Here is a 13,287-nt window from a genome sequence, read left to right on the forward strand (position 1 = left end):
CCAACCGCTTCGTTTGCCTGCAAATCGCCCGCCCGCGGGGACCCAGGAAAATCAATCATGTCCGACATCATTTACATTCCCCAGCGCACGCTGGTGGTGGTCGCTGATGGGCACCAGGCCGTGCTACTGCGCACCCATGGGATCAGGGCAAATCTGAGCCTGACCGAAGAACAGCGCCTCACCCCACAGAACCTTGACCGCGAAGGCCCGTCCGGGGTCCGCCCCGAAGAGCAAACGCCCCGCCAGACCGACGAGGCGACCTTCGCCAAGCAACTGGCCGAAGCCCTTTACACAATGAAGCAGGCCAACAAGTTCGAGCATCTCGTGCTCGCGGCCGATCCGCAGACCCTGGGTCAGCTGCGCCAAACCATGCACAAGACCGTTTCGGCCAGCATCATGCTGGAGCTGCCCAAGGAACTCACCAATCGCACAACCACGGAAATCGCCGCCGCCGTCCGCGACGCGGCCGGCTGACGCCGACCGCCTTGTTTTAAGCGCCGCTAGTGCGTCGAGCGCTGGACGGCGACATTGCGGACCGCCTGCAGCAATGCGGCCCGGGTAAAGGGCTTGGCCAGCAGCGGAACATCGGCTGGCCGGCGAGCGACGTCTTCCAGATCGGCGTAGCCGCTGATGATGACGGCCGGCCATAGCGGCCGCTGCGCCCGCGCGGCTGTGATCAGGTCAAGTCCGGACATGTTGGGCATGGCATAATCGGTGACAATGACGTCGAAGCGGTCCGCCCCGCCCCGGATCAACTCCAGCGCCTCGGTGCCGCTCGCCGCGCAAGTGACCGCATAACCGGCATCGCTCAGATGCATCTGGGTAAGATCGCGCAAACCCACCGCGTCATCGACCAGCAAAATCGTTTGCCCGGCGGTGACAGCCAGTTCCGGCTCGCTGATCGCGTCCGAGATCAGGCTGGGGGCGATCTCGGCGCAGCGCGGCAACCAGACCTCCATAACCGTGCCCGCCCCCACAACGCTTGAAGTGAGCAGCGTTCCCCCCGACTGCTGGGCAAAGCCCAGCACGGAGCTTAAGCCCAGGCCTGTGCCCTTGCCGGCATCCTTGGTGGTAAAAAAGGGCTCAAGCACCCGCTCCAGCAGTTCGGGCGGAATGCCGGTGCCGGTATCGGCGACCGACAGCACAACGTAATCGCCGGCCTTGAGGTCCCCTCTGGCAACCGGCAGGTGCCGGTTAACGCCAGTGATGGTCACCGTGCCGCCCGTCGGCATGGCATCGCGCGCATTGATCACGAGATTCATCAGCGCCAGCTCAAGCTCGCCCCCGTCCACAAAGGCGGGCCAAAGCGCCGCCTCGAGTTCCCAGCTCAGCGTCACGAGCCCGCCCAGCACCGGCGCCAGCAGGCCATCAAGCGCCTGCGCCACCGCCTCGATCCGGATCACCTCGGGCTGCAGGTTCTGCCGGCGCGAAAAGGTCAGCATGCGATTAACCAGATGCGCGCCTTGCTGGGCGGCATGGCGCATCATGCCCAAAACCTTGCGACCGCGTTCATCAAGTTCGCTGCGCCGCTCAAGGAGGCCAATCCCGCTCAGCACGGAAGCGAGGAGATTGTTGAAGTCGTGCGCGATCCCGCCGGTCAGCTTGCCGATCGCATCGAGCTTTTGCGATTGCAGCAATTGGTCCTGGAGCCGGCGCTGTTCGGTGATGTCGCGCAGCGTGCCGACATGAATGCCATCCCGCCCGGAAACCGGCACCCTTTGATCCACGAACACGCGATAAGAGCCGTCGCGATGCTGCCAGCGATACTCGCCCGGCTTGAAGGCCTCGCCTGCCGCGTCAGTGCCCCCGTCGCGATCGTCGGGGTGGATGCGCCCGAGCCAAAGCCTTGCGTCCTCGGCAAAGGCCTCGGGGGAAAACCCGGTCAGGCTCTCGATATCGCCGGCAATGAAGCTGGGCGCCCCGGCCCCGGCCTCGACCTGATAAACCGCAAGCGGCAGGGAGCGCAGCAGCAGGGCCTGGCGCTCTTCGGCTTCACGCAGCGCCTGGTCCGTGCGCAGCTTTTCGGCCTGGGCGCGCAGCGCCTCGTGCAGCAGCACCTGCTCGCGCTCGGCATTACGCTCGATCTCGCGGGTTTTTTCAAACAGGCTGACAAAAATCTGCACCTTGGAGCGCAGGATGGTGGGATCGAACGGCTTGAACACGAAGTCCACCGCGCCGCTGTCATAGCCGCGCATCAGATGGGCATCTTCCTTGTTGATCGCGGTCAGGAAGATGATCGGGATGTCGCGCGACTGCTCGCGCATGCGCACGAGCTTGGCCGTTTCATAGCCATCGATCCCGGGCATCAGCACATCGAGCAGGATCACCGCGAACTGCTCCTTGAGCAGGAATCGCAGCGCTTCGGTGCCCGAGGACGCGGTGACGATTTCGGCTACATCCTGGAGCACTTCGCTCAGCGCCAGGAGATTGCGCGGATCATCATCCACCACCAGCACGCGCGGACGCGGCGCCGCCCCGGCCAGGCCGTCGCCAGGGCGGCCCAGTTCCATTCCGCTCAGCTCGGTCAAACCCGCGGTCATGCGCGCGTCGCAGTCATGCCCAATGCCGCGCTCCGTTCCCGCGAACGCGCGACCCAGACCCGCAGCAGGGCCAGCAACAAATCAAGATCCACCGGCTTGGCAATGTAATCGGACGCTCCTGCATCGAGGCATTTCTGCCGGTCCCCCTTCATCGCCTTGGCGGTGACCGAGATCAGCGGAATATGCGCCAGGGCCAGGCGGCCCCGGATCGTGCGCATGGTTTCGTAGCCATCCATTTCGGGCATCATGATGTCGACCAGGGCAATATGGGTGTCGGGATTTTGCTCGAGGATGGCGATGCCCTCGCGCCCGCTTTCAGCATGCAGCACCTCGATGCCGCAGGTTTCGAGCATGCTGGTGAGCGAATAAATGTTGCGGATGTCATCGTCGATGATCAGCACCTTGGTGCCCACCAGATCCTGGGTGGCAGCGCGATCGCTTTCGCCCGGGCCGGACGCTGGCTGGCGCGCGACGAGCTCGGTCAGCTGGGACAGGCTTTCGGCGCGCGGCAGGCCGGCAAGGGCGCTGTTTGCCGCCGAGCCCAGCAGCGCTTCGGCATTGGCGCCAAAGATCACCGTCTTGCCCAGAACTGCGCTCCCGTGGCTGCCAAGCCGCCCAAGAGCGGCCTGGTCGTCCTTGGCGGAGCGGCCAATCGCGACCACGACGTGATCATAGCCATCCAGCGCCGCCTCATCGCTATTGGCCGGCAGCAGCGCCACGGCGGTGACGGCGGTCAGCCCGTCCCGAATCGCCTCGGTGGTGGCCAGGCGCCGCTCGGCGTCGGCGTCTACCACGAGCACACGGCGATGATTGCGCTCCGGATTGCTGCTGATCGCCTCGAACACGGCCGTCAGCTGCTGCGGATCAACCGGCTTGAGCATCACGCTGGCCGCGCCCTTGGCGGTCAGCTCCGCCGCATGCTCGGCGCCCGAAATCACGTGGATCGGGATCGATGCGGTCTTGGGATCGTGCTGCAACAGGTCAAACAGCACCCAGCCATCGATGTCGCTGAGCCCAAGATCAAGCGTGATCGCGTCGGGCATGGTCTTGCGTGCCAATGACAACGTGCCCGAGCCGGCATTGGACAGTACGCCCTTGAGCCCGGCGGAACGGGCGACATCCAGCAGCACCCGGCCAAAGGTCGGGTCGTCCTCGACGATCAGGATCACCTTGTCGCCGGGCTGGATCGTGTTGCGATCGTCGCCATCGGGCGCCTCCCCCGGGCTGGCTGGGCTCGCGGGACTGGGCTCGACCGCAGCGGGGCTATGCTGCAGGCCCAGCGTTTCGGGGCCATCAAGGGGCACGACAAGGGTGAAAGTCGAGCCCTGGCCGGGCGTGCTCTGCACCTTGAGTTCGCCCCCCAGGAGATTGGCGATCTCGCGGCTAATCGAGAGCCCAAGCCCAGTGCCGCCATATTTGCGGCTGGTCGTGCCATCGGCCTGCTGGAAGGCTTCAAAGATCAGCTTCTGCTTTTCCTCGGGAATGCCGATGCCGGTATCGCTGACGGCGACAGCGAGCATGCGACTCCCGCCTTGGCCGTGCGCATCCACCGCTTCGAGGCCGAAGCGGAGTTTGACCTGCCCTTGTGCGGTGAACTTGAAGGCGTTCGATAGGAGGTTCAGCACCACCTGCTGCAGCCGCTTTTCGTCGGTGCGCATGGTTTCGGGCAGCGCCGGATCGATGTCGATGGCAAAGTTCAGCCCCTTGTCGGTGGCGAGCTGGCGGAAGGTGCGCTCCATATGCTGGCGCAGCTGGGTCAGCTTCACATGACCGATATCGATGGAAACTGTGCCGGACTCGATCTTGGAGAGATCGAGAATGTCGTTGATGAGGTTGAGCAGGTCCGTGCCCGCCGCATTGATGGTGCGGGCGAATTCCACCTGCTTGTCGTTCAGGTTCCCCTGCTGGTTGGAGGCGAGGAGCTTGGACAGGATCAGCAGCGAATTGAGCGGCGTGCGCAGCTCGTGGGACATATTGGCCAGGAACTCGGACTTGTATTTGGAGGTCAGCGCCAGCTGTTCGGCCTTTTCCTCGAGCGCCCGGCGGGCCATTTCGATTTCGAGATTCTTGTTCTCGACCTGCTTTTTCTCGTTTTCGAGCAGTTGTGCCTTTTCCTGCAGCTCCTCGTTGGTGGCGTGCAGCTCTTCCTGCTTTTTCGTGAGTTCGGACTGGCGCGACTGCAGCTCGGCGGTCAGCAACTGGGACTGTTTGAGCAGCCCCTCGGTGCGCATGGTGGCCGCAATGGTGTTGAGCACGATGCCCACCGATTCCATCAACTGGTTGAGGAAGCTCTGATGGGTGTCGTTGAACTCGCTGAACGAGGCGAGCTCGATCACGGCCTTGACCTCTTCTTCAAAGAGAGCCGGCAGGATGATGACATTGGCCGGATCGGCCGAGCCAAGGCCCGAGCTGATCTTGAGGAAATCGGGCGGCACATTGTCGAGCATGATGACGCGCCGGTCAGCGGCGCTTTGCCCGATCAGCCCTTCGCGCAGCGCCACCTGGCTGCGGATCTGGGCGTGGCTTTCCGCCCCATAGCTGGCGGCGAGTTCCAGCCGGGTTTCGCTGTCTTCGCGCGTCGTCACATAGAAGACGCCATATTGCGCGTTCACGAGCGGCGCGAGCTCGCTCATGATCAGGCGCGACACGGTCGAGAGGTCGCGCTCGCCCTGCAGCATTCGCGAAAAGCGGGCGAGATTGGTCTTGAGCCAATCCTGCTCGGCATTCTTAAGGGTCTGATCCTTCAAATTCCGGATCATCTCGTTGATGTTGTCCTTGAGCGCGGCGACTTCACCCGAGGCTTCCACCGAGATCGAGCGGGTCAGATCGCCCTTGGTCACGGCAGTGGACACTTCGGCAATGGCGCGCACCTGGGTGGTGAGATTGGCCGCGAGCTGGTTCACATTGTCGGTGAGGTCGCGCCATAGGCCCGCCGCGCCTGGCACGCGCGCCTGGCCACCGAGCTTGCCCTCGATACCCACTTCGCGCGCCACATTGGTCACCTGGTCGGCAAAGGTCGCGAGGGTTTCGATCATGCCGTTGATGGTTTCGGCAAGGGCGGCGATTTCGCCCTTGGCATCCACCGCGAGCTTGCGCTTGAGGTTACCCTGGGCCACCGCGGTCACCACCTCGGCAATGCCGCGCACCTGATTGGTGAGGTTGGTCGCCATCAGGTTCACATTGTCGGTGAGGTCCTTCCAGGTGCCGGCCACGCCTTCCACTCGCGCCTGACCCCCGAGCTTGCCCTCGGTACCCACTTCGCGCGCCACGCGCGTCACTTCGCCGGCAAAGGAGTTGAGCTGGTCCACCATGGTGTTGATGGTGGATTTAAGCTCGAGGATCTCGCCCTTCACGTCCACGGTGATCTTCTTGGACAAGTCACCCGAGGCCACGGCGGTGGTCACTTCGGCGATATTGCGCACCTGACCGGTGAGGTTCGCCGCCATCAGGTTCACATTGTCCGTGAGATCCTTCCAGGTGCCACCGACGCCGCGCACCTGGGCCTGACCGCCGAGCTTACCTTCGGTACCCACTTCGCGCGCCACGCGCGTCACTTCCGAGGCAAAGGAGTTGAGCTGGTCCACCATGGTGTTGATGGTGTCCTTGAGCTCGAGGATTTCCCCGCGCACCGCCACGGTGATTTTTTTGGACAAATCACCCGAGGCCACGGCGGTGGTCACTTCGGCGATGTTACGCACCTGGCCCGTCAGGTTGGCGGCCATGGCGTTCACATTGTCGGTCAGGTCCTTCCAGGTCCCGGCAACGCCGCGCACCTGCGCCTGACCGCCGAGCTTGCCGTCCGTGCCCACTTCGCGCGCCACGCGCGTCACTTCCGAGGCAAAGGAGTTGAGCTGGTCCACCATGGTGTTGATGGTGTTCTTGAGCTCGAGGATTTCCCCCTTCACGTCGACGGTGATCTTTTTGCTGAGGTCACCCGAGGCCACGGCGGTGGTCACCTCGGCGATGTTGCGCACCTGACCGGTCAGGTTCTGCGCCATCGAGTTCACATTGTCAGTCAGATCCTTCCAGGTGCCGGCCACGCCCTCCACATGGGCCTGGCCACCGAGCTTACCTTCGGTACCCACTTCGCGCGCCACGCGCGTCACTTCACCGGCGAAGGAATTGAGCTGGTCCACCATGGTATTGATGGTGTCCTTGAGCTCGAGGATTTCACCCTTCACATCCACGGTGATTTTTTTGGACAGATCGCCACGCGCCACGGCGGTGGTCACTTCGGCGATATTGCGCACCTGACCGGTCAGATTCGCGGCCATCAGGTTCACATTGTCGGTCAGATCCTTCCAGGTGCCGCCGACGCCCTTCACATCGGCCTGGCCGCCCAGCTTGCCTTCGGTGCCCACTTCGCGCGCCACGCGCGTCACTTCCCCGGCAAAGGAATTGAGCTGGTCCACCATGGTATTGATGGTGGATTTGAGCTCGAGGATTTCCCCCTTCACATCAACGGTGATCTTCTTGGACAAATCGCCCGACGCGACGGCGGTGGTCACTTCGGCGATATTGCGAACCTGACCGGTCAGGTTCGCCGCCATCAAGTTCACATTGTCGGTGAGATCCTTCCAGGTGCCGCCAACGCCGCGCACCTGCGCCTGACCGCCGAGCTTGCCTTCGGTACCCACTTCACGCGCCACGCGGGTCACTTCCGAAGCAAAGGAATTGAGCTGGTCCACCATGGTGTTGATGGTGGATTTGAGCTCGAGGATTTCGCCCTTCACGTCCACGGTAATCTTTTTGGACAAATCGCCCGAGGCCACGGCGGTGGTCACTTCGGCAATGTTGCGCACCTGACCGGTGAGATTCTCGGCCATCAGGTTCACATTGTCGGTGAGGTCCTTCCAGGTGCCGCCGACGCCTTCAACGCGCGCCTGGCCGCCCAGCTTGCCTTCGGTGCCCACTTCGCGAGCCACGCGCGTCACTTCCGAAGCAAAGGCGTTGAGCTGGTCCACCATGGTATTGATGGTGTTCTTGAGCTCGAGCACCTCGCCCTTCACCTCCACGGTGATCTTGCGGCTCAAATCGCCATTGGCGACGGCCGTGGTCACTTCGGCAATGTTGCGCACCTGGCTGGTGAGGTTGGCCGCCATGGAGTTCACATTGTCGGTGAGATCCTTCCAGGTGCCGGCCACGCCCTTGACCTGCGCCTGACCCCCGAGCTTGCCCTCGGTGCCCACTTCGCGCGCCACGCGCGTCACTTCCGAGGCAAAGCTGTTGAGCTGATCGACCATGGTGTTGACCACCTTGCCGATGCGCAGGAACTCGCCGCGCAGCGGACGGCCATCGATCTCTTCCATCATCGATTGGCTGAGATCGCCCTTGGCCACCGCCCCGATCACGCGCGCCACTTCCGCCGTGGGCTGCACCATGTCTTCGATCAGTTCGTTCACCGAGCGCACGCTGGCTTCCCAGCTGCCGCTGGCATTGCGCACATGCGCGCGCTCGCCGATGCGCCCATCCTTGCCCACCACGCGCCCCAGACGGGCAAATTCATCGGTCAGCGCCTCGTTGAGCTCAACGATTTCGTTGAAGCTCTGGGCGATCTCGAAGTCGATGCCGTCGAAATCCCCGTCCAGCCGTACCGAAAAATCGCCGCGCCGGAAGGCGCGCAGGGCGTTGAGGATATGACGGCGATCGAGCTGTTGGGTGGGGGCGGTCATGGTCAAGGTAGTGTGCTCCTCATCGCGGCCAGTCAGCCTCTTGCGGGCGGCCAAAACCCTTCTAGCGCAAGCGCAAACAGATGGCATGGATTTGTTAAAAGCGAAACGAAACTCGCTGTGAGGGTTGATCCATGCGTTGACCGCTCCTACACCGCTGTGCAATGAGCCCGCCCGCGCCATCTGAGTCTGACTTTGTCGAGATGATCGAGAGCTGTCTGGACTCCGTCTGGTCGCTCGAGCTCTTGCTGCTGCTGTATTCCCAGCCCGAGCGTAGCTGGACCACGACAAGCCTCGTGACCGAGCTGCGCAGCAGCGAACTTGTCGTGGCCCAATCGGTGCGGGGCCTGGTTGAGGCGGGGCTGGTGGTGCAACTCGAGCCGGGCAAGCTGCGCTTTTCAGCAGCCTCGCCCGACATTGCCGGCTTTGTGGCAAGGCTCGAGCGCGACTATCGCGCCCGCCCCAACTATATTCGCCGAATAATCGTTGGTCGGTCCAACGCCAAACTGCAATCCTTTTCCGACGCGTTCCTGCTCAGAAAGCCATCCAAGTGAACGAGGCTATTCCGGTTGCCATTTACGTGCTGTGCATGCTGGCCAGTACCGCCTGCACCTGGCTGCTGTTGCGCGGGTTCTGGCGCAGCCGCACGCCCCTGCTGTTCTGGGCCGGAATCTGCTTTCTGTTTCTGAGCCTCAACAGCGTGATCGTCCTGTTTGACCTCTTGATCTTCCCGCTATACGACCTGCGGGCTTGGCGGCATGCCGCTTCCCTGGCCGCGGTCAGCGTGTTGATCTTCGGTCTGGTCTGGGAATCGGAGTAGGCGATGTTCGACTTCGTTTCCGGCCTGATCACGATGGGCTTTGTGGTTTCCGGACTGTTTTTCCTGCGCTTCTGGGTGCGCACCCGCCAATTGCTGTTTGCAGCCTTTGCAGCGGCGTTCTGGCTGCTGGCGGCCAATCAGGCGCTGCTGGCGCTGTCCGGCTTGCCGGCCGAAGAACGCAGCTGGCTTTACCTGCTGCGCCTTTCAGCCTTTGTGCTCATCATCATCGCCATCGTCCTCAAGAACCGACGCTAGGGCCGACATCACCTCGTGCCAAGGCGCGCGGTGGAGCGATCGACTGGCGCAACGCCAGCGGGCAATCCATTTTCATGCGCACCGGCCGCTCCGCCTTGATGACGGCCCCATCAAACAGCGCCCCAACCGCCCAGCGCGCCATCTCGTCATGGGGCAGCACCACGCTCGAAAGCGGCGGCTGCAGATAGCGCACCAGATCCTCGTCGTCGTAACCCATCACCGAAAGATCATCGGGCACGCGCAGGCCCCTATTGCGGATAGCGTCGCAGGCACCCACCGCCATCCGGTCATTAAAGCAAAACAAGGCAGTGGGCGGCTCGGGCAGCGCCAGTAACTGGGCGGTGAGATCGCGCCCGCCCGTCACGGTAAACCCGCCCGCAAGGATGAGGTCTGGGTCCACCGGCACATCCCAGCTCGCGAGGGCCCGGCGATAGCCGAGCTCCCGGTCCCGCGCCGCTTCCATCCAGCTTTCCCCCGCCAGATGCGCAATGCGGCGATGCCCGGCCTTGAGCAGGGCTTCGGTGGCCGCAAAGGCGCCCGCCACATCGCCCGGCAACACTGCAGGAAACCTTCGCTCGCCATCGTGGCAGTTCAACGAAATGGTCGGGATAGCTTTCAGCCGCTCGGGCGGGGTCACCCCCTGGGTCACCAGGGCTGCATAAACCACCCCCTGCAATTGCGTCGCTGCCAAGAGATCAAGTGCCGCTTCTTCCAGCGCCTCGTCGCGCCGGGTACAAAACACCGCGACGATGCAATCATGCAGCGCCGCCTCGTCGCGCGCCCCTTCGATGAACTGGGCGGCAAAGGGGGTCGTCGTCACATCGTCGATCAGCAGCCCGATCACCCGGGCCCCGGTTGGTGAGCGGTGCAGGCGCTGCGTCTTGCGGTACCCGAGCGCATCGGCGGCTTCCAGCACCCGCTGCCGGGTGGCCGCCCCGACCCGGGCATTCTCCACCTCATTGAGCACGAGCGACACGGTGGCTTGCGAAACCCCGGCGTGATTGGCGATGTCGGTCATGGTCGCGCGCTTGCCCATCGCCTTCTCCTTGCCTCAAGCTCCCCCGCACCCAATCTAGGGGTGGGATGGTGCGGCTTGCTTAGCCTCTTGCCGGCGAACTCCGCCAGCGCTAGAGCTGATAATAATATTATCAAACCCCGAGCTGATATTAGCGCAGCCCGGCCGGAGTGCACAACATGACGCAAGCAGCGGTTGAAGCGGGCGAAGGACTGCGGGCAGTTCTGTCGCTTGATGGTGAGTGGAGCTTCACGCACGAGAGCGACGGGCGAACGCGCACCGCTGATGTGCCCAACCCATGGCAGGCCGAGTTCGCCGATCTGCGCTATGCCTCGGGGCGAGCCATTTATGGCCGCAGCTTTTCCGTCCCCGCTGATTGGGACGGCGGCACGCTGGTGCTCTGCTTTGGGGCCGTGAGCTATTTCGCCGAAGTCAGCCTCAATGGCACGCCGCTGGGCAGCCATGAAGGCGGCTACCTGCCCTTTGAGATCGTGCTCCCGCCGGGCACAAGGGGCGAGAACCAGCTCGAGGTCGCGGTCACCCTGCCCTCGGGCGACCGGCGCAACTACCCGGACTTTCCGTTTTCCGAAATCCCTCACGGCAAGCAAAGCTGGTACGGCCCCTTGGGCGGCATCTGGCAGTCAGTCACGCTGGAGCGGCGCGGGGTCGCCCATCTCACCGGCTGCGCCATCACCCCTGATCCAGATACCGGCGCGGTGCTCGCCCGCCTAACACTGTCCGCCCCGGCACAAGTCGCCCTTTCCGTGCTGGCGAACGATGGCACCGTAGTCGCAACCGCAACGGGCGACGCCACGGCCGGGCAAAGCGAGTTCAGCCTTGCCATCACGGACCCGCTGCTTTGGTCGCCGGAGCACCCCCATCTCTACCGCCTGCAAGTCGAGCTCAGCATCCCGGTGGGCGTCAGCGACCGCACCGAGCACAGCTTTGGCTTTCGCAAGATCGAGTCGCGCGATGGCAAGCTGTTCCTTAATGGGGAGCCGCTTTATATGCGCGGCGCGCTCGACCAGGATTATTATCCCGACGGCATCTGCACCCCGCCTTCGCTCGAGTTCATCGAGGACCATTTCCGCAAATCCAAGGAGTTGGGCCTCAATCTCCTGCGCTGCCACATCAAGGTGCCCGACCCGCGCTACTATGAAGTGGCGGACCGGATGGGCATGCTGATCTGGACCGAAATCCCCAATGTTGCGACCCTGACCCTGGCTTCGGCCGAGCGGCTGCGCCAGACGATGAAGGGCATTCTCGAGCGCGACGGCAACCACCCCTCCATCATCTGCTGGACCATCATCAACGAAGACTGGGGCACGCGGCTGGTGGAAAACGCCGACCACCGCGCCTGGCTCAAGGAAACCTTTGATTGGCTCAAGGCGCTCGACCCCACCCGCCTTGTGGTCGACAACTCGCCTTGCATTCCCAATTTCCACATCAAGACCGACCTCAATGACTACCATTATTATCGCTCCGTGCCCGAGCGTCGCACCGAATGGGAGCGCCTGACCGAAGAGTTCGCAGCCGGGGCCGACTGGACCTTTTCGCCCCATGGCGATGCCGAACGCACGGGCAAGGAACCGCTGATCGTTTCGGAATTCGGCGTCTGGGGACTGCCCCGGCCTGCCGAGGTCGCCAACCCCGATGGGTCGGAGCCCTGGTGGATGGAAACCGGCTTTGGCTGGGGCGACAACTCCGCCTATCCCCATGGCCTGCAGAACCGTTTCGCCGCCTACCATCTCGATGAAGTGTTCGGCAGCTTCGATGCCTTTATCGAAAAGGTGCAGTGGTACCAGTTCGACAATCTCAAATACCAGATCGAGGCGATGCGGGCCCGCCAGCCCATCCAGGGCTATGTGATCACCGAGATCACCGATGTGCATTGGGAAGCCAATGGGCTCCTCGACATCCGGCGCAATCCGCGCGTGTTCCACGAGCGCTTCCCCCAGATCAACGCCGATCTCGTGATCGTGCCCAATATCCTGCATTATTCCGGCTGGGCCGGCGAAAAGTTCAGCTTTGGCCTGTCCATCGCCACCGGGGGCACCCGCCTGCCGGCCGGCGCGATCCTCCACTGGTCGCTCGCCGATGGCCCCTCGGGCACCATCCCCGTCCCCCAGGCGGACGCACTGGAAGTGATCGATCTCACCCCAACCGAGCTGCAACTGCCGGGCTATGACAGCAACCGGATCGCGACGCTGTCTTTCGCCTTGCGCATTGGCGAGCAGGAACTGGCGCGCAACAGCGTCGACCTTTCGGTCTTCACCCCGCGCCAATCCCAGCGCGAGCTGCGCCTTCATACTCGGGACGGCAGTCTTGCTGCTTTCCTGCAGGGCCTTGGCTACAGCATCGTATCGGCCGCCCATGCCGATGTGACCGTTGTTTCCATGCTCGACGCCCAGGACATCGAGGCAATGCGCTTTGGCGCGCGTTATCTGGTGCTAGCCCATCCCAAGCTGCAGGAAAAAAAGAACCTGCGCGCCGATGCGCCCCGGCGCGAACCGCCCAACATGCCGGTTGAGGACGAACAGCCGGGCCTGCATATGGGCTTTGAAACCCAGCTGCCCAATATCGCGCTCCACCCGCGCCAGGGCACGATCTGGCGCGGCGACTGGATCGCCAATTTCAGCTGGATCAAGCGCAATGTTGCCTTTGCGGCCTTGCCCGGCGGCCCCATGCTGGACATCGCCTATGACCGGGTCGTCCCCCGCCATGTGCTCGGGGGCATGCGCGACTGGGAATATGACGGCCTCGTGCATGCCGGGCTGGTCGTGGGCTGGGTGCATAAGCCAGCGGCCACCATCATCGAGCGCCGGATCGGGCGCGGCGCGCTGGTTGCCACCACCTTCCGGGTGATGCAGGACCCGCCCGGCGTTGATCCGGTGGCCGCAACCCTGCTCGATGGCATGCTCGCCACCATCGCCCAGCTGGAGCTAAACTAAGCACAAACAAGGGGCCGCTATCGCCGCGGCCCCAGCC

General features: G+C 63.5%; 8 protein-coding genes. 5 read left to right on the forward strand and 3 right to left on the reverse strand.

The annotated features are described in order from the left end of the window. Positions 1–57: 57 nt before the first annotated feature. Complete coding sequence (locus HRU92_RS12675) at positions 58–474, forward strand: host attachment family protein (RefSeq protein WP_210258718.1); 417 nt, start codon at positions 58–60, stop codon at positions 472–474. 26 nt (positions 475–500) lie between these two features. Here HRU92_RS12675 and HRU92_RS12680 read toward each other — a convergent pair whose 3' ends face one another. Both HRU92_RS12680 and HRU92_RS12685 read right to left on the reverse strand, forming a co-directional pair. Continuing rightward, positions 501–2,540, reverse strand: coding sequence for a response regulator (locus tag HRU92_RS12680; protein WP_248307137.1), 2,040 nt, complete (start codon positions 2,538–2,540; stop codon positions 501–503). Beyond that, positions 2,537–8,212: a HAMP domain-containing protein gene (locus tag HRU92_RS12685; protein WP_172125735.1), complete on the reverse strand. Its 5,676-nt coding sequence runs from the start codon at positions 8,210–8,212 to the stop codon at positions 2,537–2,539. The genes HRU92_RS12680 and HRU92_RS12685 overlap by 4 nt, the downstream gene beginning before the upstream one ends. 200 nt (positions 8,213–8,412) lie before the next feature. Between HRU92_RS12685 and HRU92_RS12690 the strand changes: the two genes are divergently transcribed. Genes HRU92_RS12690 through HRU92_RS12700 form a run of 3 tightly spaced genes read left to right on the forward strand, consistent with a single transcriptional unit; the run spans position 8,413 to position 9,284 of the window. After that, positions 8,413–8,763, forward strand: a complete 351-nt coding sequence (locus HRU92_RS12690; protein ID WP_127754619.1) for a hypothetical protein — start codon at positions 8,413–8,415, stop codon at positions 8,761–8,763. Further along, positions 8,760–9,029 (forward strand): DUF5985 family protein, encoded by a 270-nt coding sequence (locus HRU92_RS12695; protein WP_248305167.1) that lies wholly within the window; start codon positions 8,760–8,762, stop codon positions 9,027–9,029. Before HRU92_RS12690 ends, HRU92_RS12695 begins: the two co-directional genes overlap by 4 nt. A gap of 3 nt (positions 9,030–9,032) precedes the next feature. After that, entirely contained in the window at positions 9,033–9,284 is a 252-nt protein-coding gene (locus HRU92_RS12700) for a DUF5985 family protein (protein ID WP_172125649.1), read from the forward strand. Here the strand turns inward: HRU92_RS12700 and HRU92_RS12705 are convergent. Further along, positions 9,268–10,320 (reverse strand): LacI family DNA-binding transcriptional regulator, encoded by a 1,053-nt coding sequence (locus HRU92_RS12705; RefSeq protein ID WP_173088274.1) that lies wholly within the window; start codon positions 10,318–10,320, stop codon positions 9,268–9,270. The genes HRU92_RS12700 and HRU92_RS12705 overlap by 17 nt on opposite strands. Positions 10,321–10,478: 158 nt before the next feature. Between HRU92_RS12705 and HRU92_RS12710 the strand changes: the two genes are divergently transcribed. Beyond that, on the forward strand, positions 10,479–13,250 hold the full coding sequence (locus tag HRU92_RS12710) for a glycoside hydrolase family 2 TIM barrel-domain containing protein (RefSeq protein WP_172125647.1): 2,772 nt from the start codon (positions 10,479–10,481) through the stop codon (positions 13,248–13,250). Positions 13,251–13,287: the final 37 nt, after the last annotated feature.

This window comes from Devosia sp. 1635 (assembly GCF_013185955.1).
Taxonomy (GTDB): domain Bacteria; phylum Pseudomonadota; class Alphaproteobacteria; order Rhizobiales; family Devosiaceae; genus Devosia.